Source organism: Pantoea sp. AN62 (genome assembly GCF_050432985.1).
Taxonomy (GTDB): domain Bacteria; phylum Pseudomonadota; class Gammaproteobacteria; order Enterobacterales; family Enterobacteriaceae; genus Pantoea; species Pantoea brenneri.
On record NZ_JBNPYB010000002.1, the window covers coordinates 139,686 to 164,662 of the forward strand.

The following is a 24,977-nucleotide window of genomic DNA, read 5'->3' on the forward strand; positions in this document are numbered from 1 at the left end:
GGTAAGCAAAGATAAGACTAACCCAGCCTCGCAGCAACCCATTTGCTTTATTCAAGCCACAGAAATCATTTCGTGCAAACATTTCAGCAGATCTGGCAAGCACATCAGAGTCTGAAAGGCGAATAATCAGTATCTGCCCATTGTTAATAAATGAGAGGACAAATGGCTGATTTAATTGAAAGCTACAATATTAAAGATATCACTTTGCGTAACCGGATTGTCGCATCGCCCATGTGTCAGTATCAGGCTAAGAAAGGTCTGGTTAATGACTGGCACCGGTCACATTATGCAATGCTGGCCCGCGGCGGCGTTGGCCTGCTGATTGTGGAAGCGACGGCCGTTACCCCGGAAGGACGTATCACACCGGGCGATCTGGGCCTGTGGAATGATGACCAAATCGAAGGGTTTTCCGCTATTGCTACTTCAATCAGGCAAGCGGGCGCGGTTGCCGGGATACAGCTTGGCCATGCGGGCAGAAAGGCGGGATGTACGCCGCCGTGGCAAGGGGGTGCGCCGCTGGATCGACAGGATCCCCAGGCCTGGACGCCGGTTGCGGCCAGTGCCATTCCTTACCTGCCTGACAGTGACTATATTCCTGATGAAATGTCATTGGCTGACATCCGCCAAACGATAAATGCTTTCAGAGATGCTGCCCTTCGCGCTGTAACGGCCGGATTCGAGTGGCTCGAATTACATTTTGCACACGGTTTCCTGGCGCAGTCGTTCCTTTCGGCGAAGACTAACCGTCGTCAGGATCAGTACGGTGGCTCCCTGCAAAATCGCGCCCGCTTTATGCTGGAAGTGGTAGAAGCGGTGAAAACTGTCTGGCCAGTTGCTCTGCCGCTTACTGTCCGGCTGGGCGTTGTTGAGTTTGATACCTGTGCAGAAAACCATTTTGGTGAATCTCTTGAAGTGATTCGCTGGTTGAAAGAGGCGGGCGTTGATTTGATTGACGTCAGTCTGGCGCTCTCCACCCCCGATGAGCAAATTCCATGGGCACCTGACTTTATGGTTCCTTACGCAGAACGGGTACGCAGTGAAACAGGTATCGCCGTTTCGTCCAGCTGGATGATCAACAGCGCTACTCAGGCCAGCCATTTTATTCAGGAGGGAAAACTAGACCTGGTATTTTTTGCCCGCCGACTGCTAAGTAACCCTCATTGGGTCTTTGAGGCCGCTCGTGAACTGAAACTCACTGCACCGGAATCAGTTTTACCTGAGCCTTACGCTTACTGGTTAAAGGAGTGGGCAGAATAAGTGATTGCCGCTAAACCTGGTTATAACCAGGAAGTGACAGCGCAAAACACCTGCTCTTTAAACTGCGCCAGCCAATGTGCCCTGTTTAATCTGCAGAAGAGGAAATTCCATGACTGACAATATTAAAGATAAAGTTATCGTTATCACCGGTGCGTCAAGTGGCATGGGTGAAGCTGCCGCGCGTCACCTTGCGCAAAAAGGGGCTCGGGTGGTACTGGCTGCCCGTCGGTCTGATCGCATCGATGCTGTAGCGAATGAAATTAATGAGCTCGGCGGATCGGCGATAGCGATGGCCACCGACGTCACTCTTGAAGAAGATGTTAAGGCTCTGGTTGATGCCGCCGTTAAGCAATGGGGCCGTATTGATGTGCTGATTAATAATGCCGGTGTAATGCCTCTATCTACGCTTGATCAGGCTAAGGTCAGTGAATGGAATCAGATGATTGATGTTAACCTTCGCGGTGTTTTACATGGCATTGCGGCCGCGTTGCCTTATATGAAAGCGCAAAAATCGGGTCAGATTATCAATACCGCTTCTGTCGCCGCCCATCTGGTGTTTCCGGCATCGGCAGTTTACTCGGCGACTAAATATGCCGTTCGTGCGCTGACTGAAGGATTACGTAAAGAAGCCAGTGAGTATAACGTCAGAGCAACCCTCATCTCTCCGGGCGCTGTTTCAACAGAGCTGCTTGACCATATCAGCGACAAAGACGTCCAGTCGGCAAATCAGGCCTACGTGGGTAAAGTCGGCATTCCCGCCGAGACTTTTGCCCGAATGGTCGCATTTGCGATAAACGAGCCTGAAGATGTCGGCGTGAACGAAATTATATTTCGGCCCACCGCTCAGGACCTGTAAGCAGCGGAGCGGGCAAGTCAGGTATGATTTCGCCCGCAGTTGATGTGCTGAATAAATAACATTGAGCGGCCTGTTGTACTGCTGAAATGATGTCAGCACTGTAGCTGAAGTTTGAGTTACTGAATCGACTAAAAGTATGTTGTAACTATGAGCACTAACCATTTAAACCCATCATCTGCCCTTTCCTTCAGTGGTGATTGTCTGTGACCCACTATGCGAGCTGCCTACCCAAAACTTACGGCCTGCCCACAGGCAGACCGTATTGCCGTTACCAGCCGGTTTTCTGCATATCAATCACAAAGCGATATTTCACATCGCTGGTCAGCATACGCGCGAAGGCGGTTTCAACCTCCTCGCCGGTAATCATCTCAACCTCAGCGGTAATATTGTGCTGGCCACAGAAATCGAGCATCTCCTGCGTCTCTTTAATGCTGCCAATCGAGGTGCCGCTGATGCTAAGCCGACGAAATACCATCGGTGTGACGTTCGGTGAGGGATGCGGTTGATCGGGAATGCCGACCAGCACCAGCTGACCATTGGTTTTTAACGTCGCCAGATACGGATCAAGATCGTGCGGAGCCGCAACACAATCCAGAATGATATCCAGTGAAGTCTGGCACTCTGCCATCTGCGCGGCATCACGTGAAACGACGACCTGGCTGGCGCCAAGACGACGCGCATCAGCTCCTTTCTCAGGCGAAGTGGTAAATAAAGTGACCTCTGCGCCCAGCGCGCTGGCCAGTTTAACCGCCATATGCCCTAACCCACCCAGACCGACCACGCCAACCCGATCGCCGGCTTTGACATTGAAATGACGCAGCGGCGACCAGACGGTAACGCCGGCGCAAAGTAACGGAGCCACCGCGTTCAATGCCAGGTTATCGGGCACCGAAACCACAAAATTCTGGTCAGCGATCACCTGTCCGGCATAACCGCCAAAGGTAGACGCGCCGGTATATTTATCGATGCCGTTATATGTCGGCGTGAAGCCCGCCTCACAATACTGCTCTTCCTGCTGCTGACAAAAATGACATTGCCCGCAGGCGTCAACCATCACACCAACCCCGACAGTCTGCCCCATCGCAAACTGTGTCACATTGTCACCCACTGCGGCTACCCGACCGACAATTTCATGGCCAGCAACTAATGGATAGCGGCTGACGCCCCATTCGTTGCGTGCCATGTGCAGGTCTGAGTGACAAACGCCACAGTAAAGTACCTCAATCATGACGTCGTTCGGCTGTAAATCGCGAATCTCAACCTGCCCTGCTCGTAACGGCTGGCTGGCCTGTGATGCAACCAGTGCATTAATTTTCATCTGTCGCCTCCTGGTGGCTTATAGCGCTAAAGAAAGCGGCACACTATAGACACCAGGTTACCATTTTGGTAGTAGTTACCCTTTGGTAACCATGCTAATGGAGAAAGGTTATGCCGGTCTGGGTTGATGGAAAACTCTGCTTTTATGCCGATTCACCGCCGCGCCGCCTGCTGGAATTGTTTGCGGTAAAATGGAGCACCATGGTGCTGCACGCGCTTTATCACTGGCCAGAAAACCGTGCCAGGACGGGTGAACTGGAACGCAGCCTGCAGGGTATTTCGAAGAAGATGCTGATTCAGACGCTGCGGGAACTGGAGCAACGAGGGCTGGTTTCACGTCAGGTGTATCAGGTGGTACCGCCAAAGGTCGAATATAGCCTGACTGCGCTGGGTCGCCGGTTCGCGGAACCGATTGAACAGATGTATCAGTGGGGACTGGAAAATCAGGCAGCGCTGGATGAGATGGAGCGCCATGCGCGAGAAAGTCAGGATACCGCAGGGTAACGATATCGCCGCTACCCTGCCGTTAGTGCAAAGAATCACGACCAGATGCCACGCGTTGATTCTTCGCACTGATGAGAATCAGTCGAAGGGGAATTCGCGAGCCAGTACCCGGGAAATGACGTTCAGCGCGCCTTCGTCATTGTTGCTCTGGGTCTGATAGCGTGCGACGGCAGCCACCGAATCAACCGCATTCGCCATTGAAAAACTGAAGCAGGCCTGTCGCAACATCTCAATGTCGTTAGCGCTGTCACCAATCGCCAGCACTTCGCAATCGCTGATGCCCCATTTTTCCTGCAGCAGCGCAATGCCGTGCGCCTTGTGACAGCCGGGAATAATCAGGTCGATAAAACCAAAGCCACTCGAAACCGGATGCATGATGTTCTCCAGTTCGCCCAGCTGGTTGTGCAGCCGTTGCAGCAGCGCATCCACATCTTCATGCGCCAGGTTAAGGGAGAATTTGAAAATGGTGTCGTCGATGTCATATAAATCATCACGCTTTTCCAGCCGGTGATAATGATTCGCCAGCATCGCCAGCACCTCATCCGAGGCGGATGAATGCACATAGGCACCGTTACGGCCGCAGACCACTACTGCAATATCCGGTTCGTGCGCCAGGATATCGAGGATCTGATGGACTTTTTCTTTGGCTAATTCGCCACAAAAAATCTCTTCGTTGCAGTCAGAGACCCACGCCCCGTTTTCCGCCACAAAGGCAATTTCGTCTTTAATGTCGGGAAAATAGCGCTGCAACTGGTAATACTGATTCCCGCTTGCGACCACAAAGCGGATCCCCTTCTGCTTCAGCAATGCATACTGACGTGAGAACCGCTGGACATTGTACTGCTTGTTGTCATCCAGAAAGGTGCCATCCATATCCACCGCAATCATCTTAACCGCCATCTTGCCTGCCCCTATACCTGCGCCGTCGTATCCTTTCGGCTGATTGAATTGATTCATAAAGCTTACTCGCTGTGTGGATTATTGAGAATGCTAATAGTGAGTTTGTTAACGGCTTTCAGAGCGTTCCGGTTTGGAACTTGTGTTACAGCGCACGTTTTTAATGGTTACAAGGATGTTAATCTCAGCCGTAATTTACGAATGAAGGTTAAATAATTTTCACTCGTAACTCAACCCTGACAAGTTAAGGAGCATGAGATGAAGGCTAATTCCCGGGCTACCCCTCTGCCTGCTGACGTAAAAGCAGCGATTCGCCAGATGAAACAGCAGTTGCGCAGCCAGATTGGTGATGTGGAAGCGCTGTTCCGCCAGGTGTGTGACAAAATTGAAGCGGCAATTGCCGACGCTAAGGCTGATGAGCAGCGAACAGGCAGTGCCTGGCCCATGGTGGAGATGCAGACTCTGGCCAGAGGCGAGGTTTCAGATGAAACCCGGGCGCAGATCAAACGACGTGGCTGCGTGGTCATCAAACAGCATTTTGCCCGCGAGCAGGCTCTGGCGTGGGATAAGTCGATGCTCGATTACCTCGAGCTGAACCACTTCGACCAGCAGTATCGCGGTCCTGGCGACAATTTTTTTGGCAGCCTGGAAGCATCCCGGCCAGAAATCTATCCGATTTACTGGTCGCAGGCGCAGATGCAGGCGCGTCAGAGTGATGCGATGATCCAGGCGCAATCCTTCCTCAATCGCCTGTGGACCTTCGATTCGCAGGGACAGCAGTGGTTTGATCCGGATGTCAGCGTGATCTATCCCGACCGTATCCGTCGCCGGCTGCCGGGCACCACCTCAAAAGGGCTGGGTGCGCATACTGATTCCGGCGCGCTTGAACGCTGGCTGCTGCCCGCTTATCAGCAGGTCTTTGCCAGACTGTTCAGCGGTGATTTCGCTGCATACGATCCGTGGGATGCCGCGCATCGTACTGAAGTGGATGAATATGACGTGCCAGATACCACCAAATGCTCGGTGTTCCGCACCTTCCAGGGCTGGACCGCCCTGTCAGATATGATTCCGGGCCAGGGTCTGCTGCATGTGGTGCCGGTACCAGAAGCGATGGCTTATGTGCTGCTGCGTCCGCTGTTATCCGATGTCCCGGAAGATGAGCTGTGCGGCGTAGAGCCAGGTCGGGTTTTGCCGATCAATGAGAAATGGCACCCACACCTGATTGCCGGACTCAGTTCCATCCCCGCTTTAGAGGCGGGCGATTCCGTCTGGTGGCATTGCGATGTGATTCACGCGGTGGCGCCGGTTGAGAATCAACGGGGCTGGGGCAATGTGATGTACATCCCGGCCGCGCCGATGTGCGACAAGAATCGGGCTTATGCCCGGCAGGTTGCCGAGGCGCTGGAACAGGGTCGTTCGCCCGCTGATTTTCCACCTGAAGATTACGAAGCGAACTGGCAGCAGCGCTTCACGCTGGCCGATCTGAATCAGAATGGCCGCCGGGCGCTGGATTTAGCCTGATTTATCACCGCGTCGGCTCCGGCGCGGTCCTTTCCCTGTTAAACTGCGGCGATTATTATTCTGCGAAGCGGGCTTATGAATCCACGTCATCATCAGATTATTCAACTGGTTAATACCCGGGGCACCATCGCTGTCAGCGAACTGGCGCAGCTAACGGGCGTCTCAGAAGTCACGGTGCGTCAGGATCTGACCCTGCTGGAACGCGATCGCTTATTGCGGCGGATCCACGGCTCTGCGCTGGCGATCGACAGTGACAATGTGGGAACCCGGATGAATACCCGCTACCCGATTAAACAGGCGCTGGCCGATCGTGCCGCCAGCCTGGTGAAGGCGGGCGAGTCGGTGTTTATTGAAGGTGGCAGTACAAATGCTTTGCTGGCGCGCGCGCTGGCGGACCGCAGTGATATCACCCTGATTACCGTCAGTCACTACATCGCCCAGTTACTGCGCGATGCCACCTGCGAAGTGATAGTGCTGGGCGGCCTGCTACAAAAAAGCAGTGAGTCGATGGTCGGTCCGCTGACCCGTTACTGTATTCAGCAGACGCATTTTCATAAGGCGTTTGTTGGGGTCGATGGCTGGCACCCGGAAAGCGGCTTTACCGGTCGCAATATGCTGCGCTGCGATGTGGTTGATGCGGTGCTGGCAAAAGGTGTTGAAAGCTATGCACTGACCGACAGCTCGAAATTTGGTCAGATTCAGCCCTATCCGCTGTCGCCGGGTTACCAGGTCCGTCAGGTCATTACCGACGATCAGCTTGATGCCGCCATCCTGTTGCAACTGCAGGAGCAGCAGATTGAGGTGATTCAGGTCAGCACGGGCTAAGCCCTACGCCGCAGGGCCGTCAGCAACCGAATCACGCAGTATCAGGCTGCCGTTAAACGGCGGCCGCGGTCGCCACTCACCGCCATCCAGCATGGTGACCAGCCGGCCAATGGTTTCGTTGATCATTTCGGTGACCGGCAGTTTGATGCTCGACAGCGAAGGCGTGATGTAGGGTGCCAGCGGAATATCATCAAAACCCAGCACCGACACCTGCTGCGGAACGGCAATACCGCATTCGGTCAGCCGCTTGATAGCACCGATCGCCATCTCATCGTTGCTGGCAACAATCGCAGTAAACGCCACCTTGCGCGCCAGCAGGCTATCGACCGCCGCCATGCCGCTCTGTGCTGTCCACTTCCCTTGCACGATCCGCTGCGAATCAAGCGCAATCTTCGCATCTTTCAGCGCGGCCTGATAACCCGACAAGCGTTCCATACCGGTCGGTGAATCCAGCGATCCGGTTATAAAGGCGATCTCACGATGTCCACGGGCCAGCAACTGGCTGACAGCATCGGCGCTGGTGGCGTGCTGGTCGATGTAAATGCAGTAGCTGTCGTTAACGCGCAGGCGGCGATTGATCACCAGGATCGGCTGGCGATGCTGGGAGATGATGGCATCAAGCGCATCGATAGAGAGAAAGCGCGGATAGATAATAATCCCGTCACAGCGCAGATCGAGCAGGAACTGGATCGCCGCCCGCTCCTGCTCCGCAGTATGCTTGCCGTCGGCCAGAATAAGCTGACGCCCCTGCTGCTCCATCATCCGCGCCGAGTGGGCCATCAGTTCAGTGAAGTAACTGCCGCTGTAGAGCGTGTTGGTAATCACCAGGCCAATCGTCTGGCTGGATTTGGTCGCCAGGTTACGCGCCAGCAGATTCGGCCGGTAGTCGGTTTCGGCTATCGCCTGCAGTACCCGTTCGCGCTTCTCCTGCCCGACATAACCGTTGCCGGACAACACCCGCGACACCGTGGCTTTTGAAACGCCTGCCCGCGCGGCTACTTCCTGAATCGTTGCCATTTCACTGCTCCTTCACTGCGTCGGTTTCCAGTCTACCTAAGCCTCTCATTATTGGAAATATTTTCACCGGCACGCCGCCGCTTTTCATCCACTCGCGTGGTGACATCCATCACAAAACCAAAATTTGAGTGTTTTTAGCGCTTGTCGCATCCAATAAAGATCTTCATGATTTTGTGAAACCGGTTTCCTATTCGCCGCTTAGTCAGGGCATAAAACATAACACTGACCGATTACCCTACAGAGAAGATCCATCATGCCCAGAAACTATGCCGAGGTTTCACGCGCTATCGTCGACGCGTTAGGTGGCCTCACCAATATTGACGCGCTCACCCACTGCATGACTCGCCTGCGCTTTGTGGTTAAAGATCAGACACAGGTCGATCTTGTGCGATTAAAAGCCATTGATGGCGTGATGGGCGTGGTGCACAACGACAGCCAGTGCCAGGTGATTATTGGCAACAATGTGTCACAGGCTTATCAGGCGATAATGCAGCTGGGTTCGCCTGGCGGCGGTGCCTCTGCGCCGGTGAAGCGTAAGCTGACCTTAAAAGGGATTGGCGCAGGGATTCTCGATGCGCTGGTGGGCACCATGTCACCGTTAATTCCGGCCATTATCGGCGGATCGATGGTCAAACTGCTGGCGATGATCCTCGACATGGCTGGAGTCTTTGAAAAAGGCTCATCAACCCTGGTGATCCTGAATGTGATTGGCGACGGGGCGTTCTTCTTCCTGCCGGTGATGGTGGCGGCGTCGGCGGCGCTGAAATTTAAAACCAACATGTCGCTGGCGATTGCCATTGCCGGGGTGCTGGTGCACCCCAATTTCATCGAGCTGATGGCTAAAGCGGCGCAGGGCCAGCCGGTAGAATTTGCCTTCATTCCGGTCACCGCGGTGAAATATACCTACACGGTTATTCCGGCGCTGGTGATGACCTGGATCCTGTCGCACATTGAACGCGGCGTCGATCGCATCACCCCGGCGGTGACAAAAAACTTCCTTAAACCGATGCTGATTGTGCTGATTGCTGCACCGATCGCCATCGTCCTGATCGGGCCGATTGGTATCTGGATCGGCAGCGGGATTTCGGCGCTGGTGTATACCGTTCACGGCTATCTCGGCTGGCTGTCGGTGGCAATTATGGGTGCCATCTGGCCGCTGCTGGTGATGACCGGAATGCACCGGGTGTTTACGCCGACCATCATCCAGACCATTGCTGAAACTGGCAAAGAGGGAATGGTGATGCCGTCCGAAATCGGTGCCAACCTGTCACTGGGTGGCTCGTCGCTGGCGGTGGCGTTCAAAACCAAAAACCGTGAACTGCGTCAGACCGCGCTGGCCGCGGCGGCGTCGGCGATTATCGCTGGCATTTCAGAACCGGCGCTGTATGGCGTGGCGGTCCGGCTGAAACGTCCGCTGATCGCCTGTTTAATCAGCGGCTTTATCTGTGGCGCAGTAGCCGGTATTGGCGGCCTGGCCAGCCATTCGATGGCCTCGCCCGGCCTGTTTACCAGCGTACAATTTTTTGATCCCGCTAATCCGATGACTATCGTCTGGGTCGCGGCGGTGATGGTGCTGTCGGTCGTGCTGTCATTTGTGCTGACGCTGATTTTAGGTTTCGAGGACATTCCTGAAACCGAGCCGGCCACAGCGGCTGCACCAGCACCGGCTGCGGTGACCGAGCGAACCAACGCGATTAACGCCAACTAACGGGCAATGCTGACCCGAAACAGAGGATTTCATGTCTGAATCAAGATTCCCGCAAGGATTTTTATGGGGCGGCGCGTTAGCCGCCAATCAGGCTGAGGGGGGCTATCGTGAAGGCGGAAAGGGCTTAACCACCGTTGACATGATCCCCCACGGTCCGCACCGGATGCCGGTAAAGTTAGGCCTGGAGCAGCGCTTCACCCTGCGTGACGATGAGTTTTACCCCAGCCACGACGCAATTGATTTCTATCATCGCTATCCGGAAGACATCGCACTGATGGCGGAAATGGGATTCAGCGTATTTCGTACCTCCATCGCGTGGAGCCGTCTCTATCCGAATGGGGATGAGCTGACGCCTAATCCGCAGGGGATCGCTTTTTACCGCGCGGTGTTTGAAGAGTGCCGGAAATACAATATCGAACCGCTGGTTACGCTCTGTCACTTTGATGTACCGATGCATCTGGTTACTGAATATGGCTCGTGGCGCAACCGCAAGATGATCGACTTTTTTGCCCGCTATGCTCGCAGCTGCTTTGAAGCGTTTGACGGTCTGGTGAAGTACTGGCTGACCTTTAATGAGATCAATATTCTGCTGCACAGTCCGTTCTCGGGCGCCGGGCTGGTGTTTGAAGAAGGTGAAAATCATGAGCAGGTTAAGTATCAGGCAGCCCATCATGAGCTGGTGGCAAGCGCGCTGGTGACCAGAATCGCCCATGAAATAAATCCGGCCAATCAGGTCGGTTGCATGCTGGCAGGCGGCAACTTCTATCCGTGGTCAAGCAAACCGGAAGATGTCTGGGCGGCGCTGGAAAAAGACCGGGAAAACCTGTTCTTCATTGATGTGCAGGCGCGCGGGTACTATCCCGCCTACGCGGCCCGCCTGTTTCGTGAAAAAGGAGTCAGCCTGCAGATTGATGACGGCGATGCGGAGATCCTGAAAAACAGCGTCGATTTTGTTTCGTTCAGCTACTACGCCTCGCGTTGCGCGTCGGCGGAGATGAACGAGCTTAACAGCAGCGCCGCCAACGTAGTGAAATCACTGACCAACCCGCATCTGACGCGCAGTGAATGGGGCTGGGGCATTGACCCTCTTGGCTTACGCATCACCATGAATATGATGTATGACCGCTACCAGAAGCCGCTGTTTCTGGTCGAAAATGGTCTGGGCGCACGCGATACCTTCAATGATGCCGGTGAGATTGAAGATGATTACCGCATCAGCTATCTGCGTGAACATATCCGGGCGATGGGCGATGCGATTGCCGACGGAGTACCGGTGATGGGTTACACCAGTTGGGGCTGCATCGATCTGGTTGCCGCCTCGACCGGCGAAATGAGTAAACGTTACGGATTTGTTTATGTCGATCGTGACGATCTGGGCAACGGTACGCTGGCGCGCAGCCGGAAAAAATCGTTCTGGTGGTATAAAAAAGTCATCGCCAGCAATGGTGAAGACCTGGAGTGACACTGTCACCTTGTATCGACAGAACAGGCTATTCTGGTCAGCCGACCCGCAGCAACAAGCGGGCTGCTGGTTGAGCTGGCCTGCGGCCTGCCGTTGTATTCAGCTAACAATTATCGTATAACAAACGTCTCCGAGGGGTGTCCTGTAATGGGCTGAGATGGCGCAAGCCGAACCCTTTGAACCTGATCTGGGTCATGCCAGCGAAGGGACGGGTCGGCAGCGTTTCTGCACCATCTTCTGCGTTTTTGCCTGTTCTTCATCGTATGCCCGGATCTCCTTATGTTAACGAACCGTTAATGGAGATCCTATGTCACTTGCACTTTTCGAAACCGGCTTTTATGGCCGCCTGCGTCAACAGGCTGGCGATCACTGGCACGCCTACGTGTCGCACGATTTTGTGCAGCAACTCGGTCAGGGCCAGTTGCCTCCCGCCGCTTTTCGTCATTACCTCACCCAGGATTATCTGTTTCTGCTGCACTTTGCCCGCGCCTATGGACTGCTGGTCAGTAAACTGCAGGACCCGGCAGCACTGCGCGCGGCTACGGCTTCTCTCAACGCCATCGTCAATGAACTGCCGCTGCATGTGGCTTACTGCCAGCAGTGGGGAATCAGCGAAGCTGCGCTGGCTCGCCAGGCCGAAGCCGTTGAAACAATCAACTACACCCGTTACGTGCTGGATGTCGGCCACAGCGGAGATGCACTTGAATTGATGACCGCGTTAATGCCATGCGTTGCCGGCTATGCTGAAATCGGCCTGACGCTGTTACATCATCCCGCGACGGTGCTCGCAGACAATCCTTACGCCGACTGGATCCGCAATTACGGCGATGCCGATTATCTGGCCGGCGTCAGCGCCGCGCTGAATCTGTTTGAAACCCTGGCCCACCAGCGCGCCGGGGCTGAACGATTCGATCAGCTGGCGACGATATTTACCACCGCCACCCGACTGGAATCTGCCTTCTGGCAGATGGGCCTCGACCCGCAACTGACGTCATCCCAATGAGCCGTTCAACGCTGTTATCACCGCCGGGCATCTCTGTCCGTCAGCTCAGGCTGGATTTGGGATCGCATCGGCTATTCGACTCACTCAACCTGGAGATCCCTGCGGCGGCCTGCACTGCGCTGCTGGGTGCCAGCGGCGTCGGGAAAAGTAGCCTGATGCGGGTCATTGCTGGCCTGACGCCGCCGACTTCCGGGCAGATCAGCGGCAGTGATGGCCTGCCGCTGGCCGGTCGGATCGCCTGGATGGGCCAGCAGGATTTGCTCTATCCGTGGCTGAACGTGGAGCAGAATGTTTGCCTCGCCAGCCGTCTGCATGGCGAAAAACCGGACAGCGACTGGGCGCATCATCTGCTGGCACGGGTCGGTCTGACTCGCTACGCAACGGCGCGGCCCGCCACGCTATCTGGCGGCATGCGGCAGCGGGCTGCGCTGGCGCGCACCTTATATGCACGAAAGCCGATCGTCCTGATGGACGAGCCCTTTTCCGCGCTCGACGCGCTGACCCGCAGCCAGATTCAGACCCTCGCCGCCGGGGTGCTGGCGCAGCATACCGTGTTGCTGATTACCCACGACGCGGCGGAAGCCTGCCGACTCAGCCATCATATGCGGGTGCTTACCGGCTCAGGCATTGAACCCTGCCCGCCATTAGCGGGTCAGCCGCCGCGCGCGCCTGATGATGCTGGCGTGATGCGCAGCCAGGCCGCTTTGCTGCAACAGCTGGCTAAGGTGGCGCTATGAAATACCTCAGCCGCTTTGCCCCGCTGTGGCGTGGTATCACTCTGTTCTGCGGCCTGATTGCGCTGTGGTGGCTGGTGACGTTGCTGCCGGTGCCGGCGTTTTTGCTGCCTTCGCCAGCAGCGGTCGCGCAGGCGTTATGGACCAGTAAGAGCTGGCTCGGCTATCACAGCCTGATTACCTTCACTGAAATTCTGAGCGGTATGATGATTGGCGTGGCGCTGGGTTGCCTGCTGGCGCTCGGCATGACTTTTTCGTCGCGTCTGCAGCGCTGGATGATGCCGCTGGTGCTCACCAGTCAGGCGATCCCGGTATTTGCGCTGGCACCGCTGTTAGTACTGTGGTTTGGCTTCGGCATGAGCGCCAAAGTGGCGATGGCGGTACTGGTGATTTTCTTCCCGGTGACCTCGGCATTTTACGATGGCCTGCGCCGCGTCAGTCCGGGTTATCTCGATCTGGCTCGCACGCTGGGTGCCTCGCGCGGATCGCAACTGCGTCATGTCCGGTTGCTGGCCGCCCTGCCGGCGCTCGGCTCTGGTCTGCGAATGGCGGCGGCCGTGGCACCGATTGGCGCGATCATTGGCGAATGGGTCGGTTCGGCCGAAGGTCTGGGTTACGTAATGCTTAACGCCAACGCCCGGATGCAGAGTGATATCTGTTTTGCCGCGCTGTTTATTCTGGTGCTGATGACGCTGGCGCTGTGGCTGGCCGTCGATGCCCTGCTTCGCCGCCTGATCGACTGGGCGCCGGAGAGTTCCTCATGACCTCTACCCTGCGAGAAAACTGATGCTTAAACCTGTTCTGTCGACGCTGATCATCAGCGCCGCACTCACCAGCCCGCTTCATGCAGCAGAAAAACTGACGCTGATGCTCGACTGGTATATCAACCCAGACCATGCGCCGATTATGGTGGCGCAGCAAATCGGCGCATTTAAAGCGGAAGGACTGGATGTCACCCTGGTTCCACCGTCCGACCCGGCGCTACCTCCACGGCTGGTGGCGGCGAAACAGGCAGATTTAGCCATTACCTATCAACCGCAGCTGCATTTCTTTGCTGACCAGGGATTACCGCTGATGCGGGTCGGCACCCTGATAAACACGCCTCTGAATACCCTGATTACGCTGGATAAGACGGTAAAAAAACCGGCAGACTTAAAGGGTAAACGGATCGGCTATTCGGTCAGCGGGATTGAGCAGGCCACGCTGGAGGCGATGCTGCAGCATGACGGGGTGAAGGCCAGCGAGGTAAAGCTGATTAACGTCAATTTCCAGCTGACCAGTGCCCTGCTGACCGGCCAGGTGGATGCGGTAATTGGCGGCTATCGGAATATTGAAGCGCTGGAAATCAGGCTGCAGGGTAAAGTTCCGGTGGTGTTTAAGGTCGAGGATTATGGCGTGCCGGCCTATGACGAGCTGATTATTGTCGCTAACCGCGATGAAGCGCACGCAGAGAAAATCAAAAAGTTCCTGCGGGCGCTTAAACGCGGCAACGCGGAATTGCAGGCTCATCCTGAAGCCAGCTGGCAGACTTTTGCCGCCCGGCATCCTGAACTGAATACGCCGCTGAACCATCAGGCGTGGCAGGCTTCGCTGCCGCTGTTTGCTGCCGATCCGGCGAAGCTGGACCGTGCCCGTTATCAGGCCTATGAGCAGTTTTTGTTTGATACCCGGCTGATTAAAAAGATTACACCGGTTGAGCGTTACGCTATCGACGGGCAGTGATCGGCTAAGCCCGCAGCGATTGCTGCGGGCTTAGTATCACAACGGTTTCTGATAGAGCCAGTGTTCGATGTCGCTGGCAGGCAGCGGTTTAGAGAAGAAGTAGCCCTGAATTTGATCGCATCCGTACTCTTTCAGTAATGACAGCGTCGCCTCGGTCTCCACCCCTTCCGCCAGCACGGTATAATTCAGCTCTTTCAGCATCTGAATAATCCGTTTAACGATGATTTTTGATGAGTCATCTTCAGCCATACGGGATATCAGCGACATGTCGATTTTGATCACGTCCAGCGGGATATCCTGCAGATAGCTGATGTTACTGTAGCCGGTACCAAAATCGTCGAGCGAAATAACAAACCCGTGCGATTTCAGCGCTTCCAGACCGCGGATAGCGACGTTGCTCTCGGTGATCAGCTCATTTTCCAGACACTCAATGCCAATCACCGAAGCTGGCAGTTGTGCCGCCTGCAGTTTCGCCAGCAGCGAATCGGCAAACTCCACTTTAGAGAAGTCCCGCTCACTGACGTTAATCGACACCGGAATCAGGCTGTACTCGCGGTTCCAGCGCGCGAGTTGCTCGATAAGATGATCGATGACCCAGTTAGTCAGGTCGGAGATCAGATTGGTTTTGCCGGCTAAAGGCACAAACTCAGACGGGAACAGCTCGCCACGTTCGGCATGATGCCAGCGAATCAGCGCTTCCAGCCCGACAGTTTTACCGGTTTTAAGGCAGACTTTCGGCTGATACGCCAGATAGAGGCCTTCATCCTTTTTCAGCGCCTGCGCCAGATCGTTCATGATCATAAAGTCGTCGGTACGGCGGGTGTCGTAACTTTCATCAAAAGACATCGCGCTGATGTTTTCATCTATCGCTTCATGCAGCGCGCTGACCGCCTGACGGACCATCTCATTGGCGTTAATCTGGCCGGGCACGAACCCGGTTTCGCCGGTAAAGATATCCAGATCGAGGGTAATGTTTTCCGACAGATCGGCTTTCATTCCCTGCAGCACGTCGATCATATTGTGTGCCGTATAGCGGCCCGACCACGGCTGAATCAGCGCAAAACGACCGGGGGCAAAGGAATAAAGCGTATCCCCGGCGGGCAGGTTGAGTCGGGCGGCTACCTGCTCAGCCATCTGCCGCAGCAGTTTTTCCATCGGCGCAATGCCGACGGTGCGGGAGAGTTCATAAGCGCGTGGAATATCGATGCAGTCGATCAGAATCAGGCGGAAACGGCTGTGCGGCGCAGTAACCGACAGCTGCTGGATATCACGAATTAACCGTGGGCGATTGGGCAGATGGGTAATCACATCGGCGAAACCAGCATGGTTCCAGGCATCCAGAAACGACGTGACCAGTCTGCCCAGCAACTTCAGGGTGTCGAGTTTTTCTGAGCAAAAAGTGTGTGGCTGGGTGTCGGTCACGCAGAGTGTGCCCAGTACGGCACCGTCGAGATTCTCCAGAGACACACCCGCATAAAAGCGAATATGCGGTTCGCCTTCGACAAACGGGTGCACGGCAAAGCGTGGATCCAGCAGCGTATCAACCACCACCAGCTGCCCCTCACCATCAATGACGTGGCGGCACAGGGATTCATCGCGGGTCGACTGCTTAAGATCGAAGTTACGTGACGCCTTAATATATTGATTGTGGTCGTCAATAATCGAAATAAAACTGCCCGAGATCCCTAACACCTGGCTGGCAAGATGAACAAACTTCTCCAGCACTTCATCCCTGGCTTCATCAGGCGTCAGAAGTGCTTTAATCGCATTGAGACGTTTTTCGTCACTGCCATTTTGTTCGTTATGCACTGAAATCTCCCCTCTACAGGCGCAAAAACTGAAAATAATTTAGTTTAATAAGACTTAATTAGCGCCCAAATTTCAGATAAGTAGCGACACTGGCTGACATTAATTTCAGCGTGAAACAGTGTCGCATGATATCTGATCGCTGTCGAAATCATTTACGTCTTTCCTTTACTTGTGCAACATCGGCGATTCGGGGCGGAAGCCCAGCCCAATCAGCCGGCCAAAGACAAAACGCAGAAACGGAAGGCGGCGGATGATGGACGGAATTTTGCTGCCGCGAGTGGATTTTCGTCTGGCTTTGTTGCTGCTCATTTTGATTTGCAGGAACTGCGTGGCAACCGTCGGGAATTGACGGCGCTGCTGAACCTTTTCCAGATCGCCGAGGCTCAGCTCACCGGCCAGCAAAGGTGCCGTGAGAAGGTTGGCGGTCGCTACCGCATCCTGAATCGCCAGATTGACCCCGACCCCGCCAATCGGCGACATCGCATGGGCAGCATCACCGATACACAACACGCCCGGTTTCGCCCATTTATCCAGCCGGTCGATGCGTATCGACAGCAGCCTGAACTGCTCCCAGCTGCTGATTTCGTCCAGACGCTGCGCGCCAAACGGCGAGACGGCGGCCACCTGCGCAATGAAGGCCTTAAGCCCTGCCGCTTTCTGCGCCTCAAATTCGCCTTTCGGGATCGTCAGGCCGCACTGCCAGTAGTCACCCCGGTCAATCACGATGAAGTTTTGCCGCGGTCCTTTGTGGCCCATGCCTGAGACCGGATCGTCTGGCTGTTTGCTCAGCCGGAACCAGATGACATCACGCGCTACGCCGAAAGTCTGGCTGGTGAGGTTGGCTCGCGCCCGGACCTGCGAGTGACGGCCATCCGCGCCAATCACCACTTTGCAGCGGATATGGAGTCGCTGGTCGCCGCGGCTGGCAATCACGCCGCTGACGCTGTTGTTATCGTAGAGAAAGTCCTCAAACGCCGTCGATTGCAGCAGCGTGAAGCCCGGATAGCGGGCGCTTTGACCGGCGAGGAAATTAAGGAAGTCCCACTGTGGCATAAAGGCAATAAACCGGCACTGCACCGGCAGCCGCGAAAAATCTGCCATGGTAATGCTCTGACCGGCGATCTCCGCTTCCAGTTTTTCCGCGCGCTGGTGCGGCAGTTTCAGCAATCCGTCCAGCAGACCAAGCTGATGCATGATCTCCAGCGTGGAGGGATGAATAGTGTCGCCGCGAAAATCGTGCAGAAAATCGCCGTGCTTTTCAATGACGACCACCCGCAGGCCAGACCGGGCGAACAGATATCCCAGCATCAGTCCGGCTGGGCCGCCGCCGACAATACAACAGTCTGCGGCGAGAATTTCAGTGGAATGTGGCTGCATCTCAGCTCCCTCTGGCACCAGTATTGCTATGATTAGTGAGTCATTCGTGGCGCGTTGGCCGTCAGCCCTCAACGATTCAGCTGTCAGGCTACGCACTCATCGCGATTAATTCTAACTGAAAACGACGCAGGACCCGCTGTAGGTCGACCGTCGCTGGAGATCATCATGATTAACGTTGTCCGCAATGCCCTGGTCATTTCGCTGCTGTTAAGCCCACTGGCCCAGGCAGACTCCGCTTACGAAACGCTGCAATTTGCTCTGAGAGAGCAGCAGATCACCAACGATCTCCGTGAAAAATGCCAGCTGCCGCCGTCGCTGTCGGATGAAGCGCTGCGCCAGACCTTTCTGAACGATAAAAACGATAAAGCGCCCTTGATTGCAGCGGCGCAGGCGCTCAAAAATAACGATAACTCAGCCTACCGCGAACGGATGGCGCAAGTGGTATGTCCACCGCAGGCGGGCTAATCATCAAACCCGAAGAGTTGAGATATTCATTGATCTGAGGTTTTGCTTTACGGACATCCCTCAGTACACTGTGTGGCCTGGTCCGATTCAAACAAGAACTCTCCCGCATGAATGAAGAAACACCGCAAACGGTGTATGTTCCCCGCACGCTGGCTGCTCGCAGCCGGATGTTCCGCGCTCTACTCTATCGCGATAAAACCCCGCTGGCGGTGCTGTTCTGTGCTGCACTGGTCGGTACGCTGGTGGGCCTGGCTGGCGTGGCGTTTGCCCGCGCCGTTGAGGCGATCCAGCAGTGGCGTGCCGTCACAATTTCTCCGGCGTTGATTCAGGGCTGGCCGCTTTATGCTGCTGCGTTTGCTGTCTCTGCCCTGCTGGCAATGGTTGGCTATCTGCTGGTGAAGCGGTTCGCGCCTGAAGCAGGTGGCTCAGGGATCCCTGAAATCGAAGGGGCATTGGAAGAACTCAGGCCGGTGCGCTGGTGGCGGGTGATTCCGGTTAAGTTTTTTGGCGGCATGGGCACGCTCGGCGCCGGTATGGTGCTGGGACGGGAAGGTCCTACCGTTCAGTTAGGCGGAAATATTGGTCGTATGGTGATTGATATCATCGGCTTACGCAGCAACGAGTCGCGCCATACGCTGCTGGCGACCGGGGCGGCCGCCGGGCTGGCTGCGGCATTCAACGCGCCACTGGCTGGCATTCTGTTCATTATTGAAGAGATGCGTCCCCAGTTCCGTTACAACCTGATTTCCATAAAAGCGGTGTTCACCGGGGTGATCATGGCGAGTATTGTTTATCGCTGTTTCAACGGTGAGCAGGCGGTAATCTCGGTCGGCAAACTGGCTAATGCGCCGGTTCAGACGCTGTGGCTCTATCTGGTGCTGGGGATGATCATCGGCCTGGTGGGCGTATTATTCAACCGCCTGATATTCCTGACCCAGGATCTGTTTGCCCGTCTGTATGCCGGTAAAACGGCTCGTGTAGTGCTGGCAGGCGCTCTGCTCGGCGGCGGATGTGGGGTGATGTCGCTGTTGTTTGCACCTGGCGCGGGCGGCGGGTCAGAACTGATACCGCAGGCGGTACACGGGATGTTCCCTCTCGCCCTGCTGCTGCTGATCTTTATCGTCCGGCTGATAACCACCCTGCTTTGCTTCGGCTCCGGTGCGCCCGGTGGCATATTTGCGCCGATGCTGGCACTCGGCACGCTGCTCGGTACCGCATTTGGCGTGGCAATGACGCAGGTTTTTCCACTCTACCAACTCGATCCGGGCACCTTCGCTATCGCCGGTATGGGCGCGCTGTTTGCTGCATCGGTGCGTGCGCCACTGACCGGCATTGTACTGGTGCTGGAGATGACCGATAACTATCAGCTGATCCTGCCCATGATTATCACCTGTCTCGGTGCCACGCTGCTGGCCCAGTTTCTGGGCGGCAAACCGCTTTATTCCTCGATTCTGGCCCGAACGCTGGCTCGTCAGCAACAGGTTACCCGCCCGCAACAAGGCGGATAACCTGATCGGCTATTTCCCGTTAAAAAAGTCGCTGGGCAACTGGCCCGGCGCTTTATCGATGACCGCGTCGTTATCCGCGCCCTCATTTTTCATGTAAGTCACCTGAGCAAATTCAGGAATAATTACATAAGGATAGGCGGGGCCTTCATCGCGGAAGCGATGCATATCCTCGATAAAATCGTTCTGGTAGCAAATCGTCTTCTCCGGATGCTGGCCTTCACCGGCAATCCACTGCGGGAAGAAAATGGTGCCGTGGACGATCTTCCGTGACAGATCAAATAGCAGGCTGACGCAGGTTCCGGTGGGTTCGTGCCAGTCGACCTTATAAATTCCCGGTGCAAACTGAACCGCATTCATTTTCTGGTTAGTGACCCAGCGTCCTCCTACCAGCCCCTGATGAATGCGATAATCGCAGGTGGTTTCATTGCGCGCATACCATTCATATTTCCAGCCATTATCGTAGGTATAGACAAAATGTGTGCCGACAAACTGTGATAAATCGTTGGATATATCGTTGACAGATTCAGTGGTCATATTAGTCCTTTACATCATCAGGTATTTAGAAAATAACAGGAAAGAAACAGGCATAAATCATAAAACGGGCTGTCCGGACCGGAGTAATTAATATGGACCAGGAATTTTTTTTTGCCATTCGAAACCGATAAAAGCGTAAAAATACAGTTGTCAGATTATTTCTTCACACACACTCTGCAATGCGCAATACATTTACAACCTCTTGTTTTTTAAGAGTTGTGTAATATTTTTACTGTTAACAACGATTTTACATTGCTGACCATCTTCGCCACCCTACTACATAATTAATTATTATAAATCATAGAGATAAAAATATAATTTGCATTAATCCTGATTGCGACCAGACTTTTTTATGCTTTTTCCATAACGGGCTCCGCCATATTTTTTTACTCTGATGCAGCTGCCTTTGCTGTTGCTGTCCGTTCAACCTGACTTCAGGATACGTTTCTATGGATTTGCTTCATGAACTTTTCCGACTCTCGCCTGAACTGGCTCTGTTTCTTTCTCTCGCGATAGGGACCTGGATTGGTAAATTCAAACTGGGTGCGTTCCAGCTTGGCGGTGTCGCAGGCGCGCTGCTGATTGCCGTCATTATTAGTCAGGTCGGCGTTACAATTGACAGCGGAATTAAAAACGTGCTGTTCGCAGTATTTATTTATGCAGTTGGTTTTGAAAGCGGACCTAAATTTTTCTCCTCGCTGGGGCGGCGCACGTTGCGCGAGATCGCCCTGGCGCTGATTCTGGTGGTTACTTCGCTGGCAACGCTGTTGGTGATGGCGCGGCTGTTCTCGCTGGATAAGGGAATAGCGGCCGGGATCGCCGCGGGTGCGCTGACCCAGTCGGCGATAATCGGTACTGCCAGCGCGGCGATCGCCAAACTCAACCTTGATCCCGCCCAATTACAGCAAATGCAGGGGAACGTCGCCGTTGGTTACGCCGTGACCTACATTTTTGGTTCACTCGGCGCCATCATCATCTGCGTCAATATCCTGCCTAAAATCATGGGCCGTTCGATTCGTGAAGATGCGATTAAAGCTGAGCTGGAGCAGATGCGGGGCGCGCCGGTGCTGGCGCCAGGACAGCAACCCGCGCTGCCGGGTCTGGTCGGGCGGGTGTTTCTGGCCGGACCGGCGGCCGGTAAACGCGTTGCCGAGGTTGAAGCCGGTGCCGATCCGCATTTCCCGGTCACCGTCGAGCGGCTTAAACGTGACGACAAAGTGATCGCCGTCACCCCGGAGATGCAGCTTAACGAAAACGATGCGCTGCTGCTGGTTGGTCGTCGTAAGGGCATCATCGCGCTGGCCGCATCACTCGGTAAGGAACTTGATGCTGCGGAAGGGCCGGAAATGACGATGCAGACCACCGAGGTGCTGCTAACCAACCCGGCGCTGGTCGGTAAGCGCATTGATGCGCTCCGTAAGGAAATTTCAGGTGACGTGCGTCATGGCATTTACATCGCCACCCTGAAGCGTGGCGATCTGCCGGTGCCCGTCACCGATGACACGGTCATTCAGCACAATGATGTGGTCACCCTGTACGGCAGTGAGCAGGATATCCAGCGAGCAGCCGCGCTGGCCGGTCCGGTGCTGATTAAAAGCCTTAAAACCGACCTGATGTTTCACGGCCTCGGCCTCTCCTTCGGTTTGCTGATCGGCCTGCTGGTGCTGCGTATCGGTTCCGTCCCACTGACGCTTGGCAGCGGCGGTGGCGCGCTGCTTTCCGGCCTGCTGTTCGGCTGGTATCAGGCCCGTAAACCGCTGAGTGGAAACATGCCGCTGGCAGCCTCCGGCCTGCTGCGCGATCTGGGACTGGCCGGCTTTGTCGCCGTGGTCGGTCTGCAGTCGGGATTGCAGGCCGTCGAAACGGTGCGCCAGAACGGTCTCTCTATTTTCCTGATCGGTATCGTCGTCACCGTGGTCCCTTTAATGCTGACCTTGCTGATTGGACGTTACCTGTTGCGTTACGACAACACCGCTATTTTTGCGGGCGCCCTGTCTGGCACCCGCAGTGCGAACCCTGCCTTTGGGGAAATCCTCGACAAAGCAGGTAATGCCATCCCGACCGCACCGTTCGCGGTGACCTACGGTCTGGCCAATGTATTTCTTACCCTACTGGGCCCGCTGATTGTCGCGCTGGTCTGATAGCGACCTGCTAATCGATGCGTCCTTATCCGGAGAACTATTCCTATGTCGAATCCTTACGAAAAATACGCCGCGCTGAGTCCGTTTGAACTGAAAGATGCGCTGATTACGCTGGCTTCAGGCAAACCAGACCGCATGATGCTAAATGCCGGACGCGGCAATCCCAATTTTCTCGCCACCCTGCCGCGCCGTGCCTTCTGGCGGCTGGGACTGTTTGCCACTGAAGAAGCCGAGCTTTCATATTCCTACCTGCCGCACGGTATCGGTGGTCTGCCGCGCATTGAAGGGATTGAGGCACGTTTTGACGCCTTTCTCTCCCGTGAGCATCAGCAGCCTGGCGTCGCCTTTTTATCGCGCGCGGTGAGCTATGTTCGCGATCAGTTGGGCCTTTCGGCCTCGGCATTTTTACATGAGATGGTAGAAGGGATCCTTGGCGCCAATTATCCGGTTCCCCCACGCATGCTCCATCTGAGCGAGAAAATCACCCGTGAATACATTGTTAAAGAGATGATTGGCGGCCTGATATCGGCAGAAGATGTTGACCTGTTTGCGGTGGAGGGCGGCACGGCGGCAATGACCTATCTGTTTAACACCTTACGCACCAACGGCCTGGTGACCGCCGGTGACAAAGTGGCAATGGGCGCGCCAATTTTCACCCCGTACATCGAAATTCCCCATCTGGAGGATTACCGGCTTGAAAGCGTGATGATTAACGCTTCTCCCGAGGAAAACTGGCAGTATCCGGACCACGAACTGGATAAGCTGCTCGATCCGGCGGTTAAGATCTTTTTCTGCGTCAATCCGAGTAATCCGGCATCGGTAAAAATGGACCAGCGTTCGCTGGACAAGATGGTCAAAACTATCGAGCAGCGGCCCGATTTGATTATTCTGACCGACGATGTTTACGGCACCTTTGCGCACGATTTCAAATCGCTGTTTGCGACCTGCCCGAAGAACACCATTCTGGTCTACTCCTTTTCAAAATATTTTGGTGCTACCGGCTGGCGGCTGGGGGTGATCGCTACCCATCAGCAAAATATTCTGGAGCAGCAACTGAGTGACCTGAGTGCGGAAGAGAAGCAGCGTCTTGAGCTGCGTTATGGCTCACTAACGCCAGACGTGCCGGGCCTGAGCTTCCTCGATCGCGTGGTCGCGGATAGCCGCAGCGTAGCGCTTAATCATACGGCGGGCCTCTCTACGCCCCAGCAGGTACAGATGGTGCTGTTCAGCCTGTTTGCCCTGATGGATGGCGAAAATGGCTATAAGTCTGCCGTCTCAGAGATCATTCGCCGTCGTCAGGCGGTGCTTTATCGTGAACTCGGCATTCCTCATCATGAAACTGAAGAGGCGGTTGACTACTATACCCTGCTGGATCTGGGGGCGATTTCGCGTCAGGTGTACGGCGATGAGTTTGCTAACTGGGTCAACGCTACCCTTAATCCCACCGACCTGCTGTTCCGTATTGCGGAAGAGACCGGCATCGTGATGTTGCCCGGCACCGGATTCGGCACACAAAAACCTGCGGGCCGGATCTCACTGGCTAACCTCAACGAATATGAGTATGCGGCCATTGGTAAAGCCTTACGGCAAATGATGGAGCATTATCATGACGAGTTCATTGCGCGTGGCAAAGATCAGCCCAGCGCGTAGTGACTGGACGGAGTAATGTCTGACGGTCTGGCACCGCGCAGAGTGCCAGACCATTCGCCTCAAACTCTGGCCGCTTTCGCTGCTGCCACCAGCCCATCCAGCCAGTCCTGATGACCATTGATCATCGGATTCGGTTTGGTGACCGCCAGCTCGCGAGCCGGTTGTCCGTTTTGCGTCTCCTGAGTCAGGATACGTACCCGGTTACCCGGCAGAGCCTCAATCAGCCAGGCATGCAGAACATCAAGGCGATCGGCGGCACCCGCTTCACCCGCCCAACCGTGCCAGGCCAGGCGTGCAGCCTCGCCTTCTGCCGGTGCAATACACTCTGTCACCTGAGCCTCAACCGGGAAGCCAAAGGTCTCGAAATAGAAGCGTACTCCCTGCTCCAGTACCGGACCTTTGTTGTCGTAAAAGCGCGCATTGGCTGAGTTGGCGTAATAGTCAGACCAGCGTGCGGGTTCACTCAACAAGCGCCAGATTTCCTGCACCGACAGGTCGGCGACAATCACTTCATTTGAGCAAAAATTATCGGTATAGCCCGGTACAAAACCTTCCGGCCAGTTAATCGCGTTCATTTTCATTTTATCCTGCCTTATCTGATTAAGTGGTACATCACGCCTGTGCAGCGAACAGGGGCAGTATCATGCCGCTGCTGAAATAACGCCAATCG

22 protein-coding genes and 1 riboswitch are annotated in these 24,977 nt (G+C 55.2%); of the genes, 15 read left to right on the plus strand and 7 right to left on the minus strand.

Annotation, left to right across the window (positions count from 1 at the left end; genetic code table 11):
• Positions 1–162 precede the first annotated feature (162 nt).
• Together FHW04_RS03630 and FHW04_RS03635 are read left to right on the plus strand one after the other, a co-directional pair.
• Positions 163–1,257 (plus strand): NADH:flavin oxidoreductase/NADH oxidase, encoded by a 1,095-nt coding sequence (locus tag FHW04_RS03630; RefSeq protein ID WP_089561811.1) that lies wholly within the window; start codon positions 163–165, stop codon positions 1,255–1,257.
• Positions 1,258–1,366: 109 nt separating this feature from the next.
• Positions 1,367–2,113, plus strand: a complete 747-nt coding sequence (locus tag FHW04_RS03635) for an SDR family oxidoreductase (RefSeq protein ID WP_031377527.1) — start codon at positions 1,367–1,369, stop codon at positions 2,111–2,113.
• A 268-nt stretch (positions 2,114–2,381) separates the two neighbouring features.
• Here the strand turns inward: FHW04_RS03635 and FHW04_RS03640 are convergent, their stop codons facing one another.
• Positions 2,382–3,431: an NAD(P)-dependent alcohol dehydrogenase gene (locus FHW04_RS03640; RefSeq protein ID WP_089561812.1), complete on the minus strand. Its 1,050-nt coding sequence runs from the start codon at positions 3,429–3,431 to the stop codon at positions 2,382–2,384.
• 110 nt (positions 3,432–3,541) lie between these two features.
• Here FHW04_RS03640 and FHW04_RS03645 point away from each other — a divergent pair, with 110 nt between their 5' ends.
• Positions 3,542–3,934 carry a winged helix-turn-helix transcriptional regulator gene (locus tag FHW04_RS03645; protein WP_089561813.1) on the plus strand — a complete coding sequence of 131 codons (393 nt, stop codon included), beginning with the start codon at positions 3,542–3,544 and terminating at the stop codon, positions 3,932–3,934.
• A gap of 78 nt (positions 3,935–4,012) precedes the next feature.
• Here the strand turns inward: FHW04_RS03645 and FHW04_RS03650 are convergent, their stop codons facing one another.
• Positions 4,013–4,834 carry a Cof-type HAD-IIB family hydrolase gene (locus tag FHW04_RS03650; RefSeq protein ID WP_143811584.1) on the minus strand — a complete coding sequence of 274 codons (822 nt, stop codon included), beginning with the start codon at positions 4,832–4,834 and terminating at the stop codon, positions 4,013–4,015.
• A gap of 255 nt (positions 4,835–5,089) precedes the next feature.
• Here FHW04_RS03650 and FHW04_RS03655 point away from each other — a divergent pair, with 255 nt between their 5' ends.
• A complete protein-coding gene (locus FHW04_RS03655) occupies positions 5,090–6,352 on the plus strand; it encodes a DUF1479 domain-containing protein (RefSeq protein WP_089561815.1) in 1,263 nt (420 codons plus the stop codon).
• A gap of 75 nt (positions 6,353–6,427) precedes the next feature.
• Positions 6,428–7,177 carry a DNA-binding transcriptional regulator YciT gene (locus FHW04_RS03660; protein WP_179420062.1) on the plus strand — a complete coding sequence of 250 codons (750 nt, stop codon included), beginning with the start codon at positions 6,428–6,430 and terminating at the stop codon, positions 7,175–7,177.
• A gap of 3 nt (positions 7,178–7,180) precedes the next feature.
• Here the strand turns inward: FHW04_RS03660 and FHW04_RS03665 are convergent, their stop codons facing one another.
• The gene (locus tag FHW04_RS03665) at positions 7,181–8,194 is read right to left on the minus strand and encodes a LacI family DNA-binding transcriptional regulator (protein WP_089561816.1); all 1,014 of its coding nucleotides are present in this window, start codon (positions 8,192–8,194) and stop codon (positions 7,181–7,183) included.
• A gap of 253 nt (positions 8,195–8,447) precedes the next feature.
• Here FHW04_RS03665 and ascF point away from each other — a divergent pair, with 253 nt between their 5' ends.
• The 6 genes from ascF to FHW04_RS03695 all read left to right on the plus strand — a co-directional run bounded on the left by ascF (position 8,448) and on the right by FHW04_RS03695 (position 14,823).
• A complete protein-coding gene (gene ascF, locus FHW04_RS03670; protein ID WP_089561817.1) occupies positions 8,448–9,902 on the plus strand; it encodes a PTS cellobiose/arbutin/salicin transporter subunit IIBC in 1,455 nt (484 codons plus the stop codon).
• A gap of 31 nt (positions 9,903–9,933) precedes the next feature.
• Entirely contained in the window at positions 9,934–11,364 is a 1,431-nt protein-coding gene (locus tag FHW04_RS03675; protein WP_089561818.1) for a 6-phospho-beta-glucosidase, read from the plus strand.
• 123 nt (positions 11,365–11,487) lie between these two features.
• Positions 11,488–11,590, plus strand: a riboswitch (TPP riboswitch).
• Positions 11,591–11,671: 81 nt separating this feature from the next.
• The gene (gene tenA / locus FHW04_RS03680; protein WP_031377518.1) at positions 11,672–12,367 is read left to right on the plus strand and encodes a thiaminase II; all 696 of its coding nucleotides are present in this window, start codon (positions 11,672–11,674) and stop codon (positions 12,365–12,367) included.
• Positions 12,364–13,104 (plus strand): ABC transporter ATP-binding protein, encoded by a 741-nt coding sequence (locus FHW04_RS03685; RefSeq protein ID WP_089561819.1) that lies wholly within the window; start codon positions 12,364–12,366, stop codon positions 13,102–13,104. Before tenA ends, FHW04_RS03685 begins: the two co-directional genes overlap by 4 nt.
• Positions 13,101–13,865, plus strand: a complete 765-nt coding sequence (locus FHW04_RS03690; RefSeq protein WP_089561820.1) for an ABC transporter permease — start codon at positions 13,101–13,103, stop codon at positions 13,863–13,865. The genes FHW04_RS03685 and FHW04_RS03690 overlap by 4 nt, the downstream gene beginning before the upstream one ends.
• A 22-nt stretch (positions 13,866–13,887) precedes the next feature.
• On the plus strand, positions 13,888–14,823 hold the full coding sequence (locus FHW04_RS03695; RefSeq protein WP_089561821.1) for an ABC transporter substrate-binding protein: 936 nt from the start codon (positions 13,888–13,890) through the stop codon (positions 14,821–14,823).
• A gap of 36 nt (positions 14,824–14,859) precedes the next feature.
• Here the strand turns inward: FHW04_RS03695 and FHW04_RS03700 are convergent, their stop codons facing one another.
• Together FHW04_RS03700 and FHW04_RS03705 are read right to left on the minus strand one after the other, a co-directional pair.
• Positions 14,860–16,632 carry a sensor domain-containing phosphodiesterase gene (locus tag FHW04_RS03700; RefSeq protein WP_089561822.1) on the minus strand — a complete coding sequence of 591 codons (1,773 nt, stop codon included), beginning with the start codon at positions 16,630–16,632 and terminating at the stop codon, positions 14,860–14,862.
• 165 nt (positions 16,633–16,797) lie between these two features.
• Complete coding sequence (locus FHW04_RS03705; protein ID WP_089561823.1) at positions 16,798–18,009, minus strand: FAD-dependent oxidoreductase; 1,212 nt, start codon at positions 18,007–18,009, stop codon at positions 16,798–16,800.
• Between the two features lie 165 nt (positions 18,010–18,174).
• Between FHW04_RS03705 and FHW04_RS03710 the strand changes: the two genes are divergently transcribed.
• Together FHW04_RS03710 and clcA are read left to right on the plus strand one after the other, a co-directional pair.
• A complete protein-coding gene (locus FHW04_RS03710) occupies positions 18,175–18,474 on the plus strand; it encodes a YicS family protein (RefSeq protein ID WP_181955978.1) in 300 nt (99 codons plus the stop codon).
• A gap of 107 nt (positions 18,475–18,581) precedes the next feature.
• Entirely contained in the window at positions 18,582–19,982 is a 1,401-nt protein-coding gene (gene clcA, locus FHW04_RS03715; RefSeq protein WP_031377514.1) for a H(+)/Cl(-) exchange transporter ClcA, read from the plus strand.
• Positions 19,983–19,991: 9 nt separating this feature from the next.
• On the opposite strand, the gene FHW04_RS03720 is transcribed toward clcA, so the two are convergent.
• On the minus strand, positions 19,992–20,516 hold the full coding sequence (locus tag FHW04_RS03720) for a phenolic acid decarboxylase (protein ID WP_089561824.1): 525 nt from the start codon (positions 20,514–20,516) through the stop codon (positions 19,992–19,994).
• Between the two features lie 449 nt (positions 20,517–20,965).
• Between FHW04_RS03720 and aspT the strand changes: the two genes are divergently transcribed.
• On the plus strand, positions 20,966–22,657 hold the full coding sequence (gene aspT / locus FHW04_RS03725; protein ID WP_089561825.1) for an aspartate-alanine antiporter: 1,692 nt from the start codon (positions 20,966–20,968) through the stop codon (positions 22,655–22,657).
• Positions 22,658–22,702: 45 nt separating this feature from the next.
• On the plus strand, positions 22,703–24,307 hold the full coding sequence (locus FHW04_RS03730; RefSeq protein WP_089561826.1) for a bifunctional aspartate transaminase/aspartate 4-decarboxylase: 1,605 nt from the start codon (positions 22,703–22,705) through the stop codon (positions 24,305–24,307).
• Positions 24,308–24,366: 59 nt separating this feature from the next.
• On the opposite strand, the gene FHW04_RS03735 is transcribed toward FHW04_RS03730, so the two are convergent.
• Positions 24,367–24,882, minus strand: coding sequence for a polyketide cyclase (locus FHW04_RS03735; protein ID WP_089561838.1), 516 nt, complete (start codon positions 24,880–24,882; stop codon positions 24,367–24,369).
• Positions 24,883–24,977: the final 95 nt, after the last annotated feature.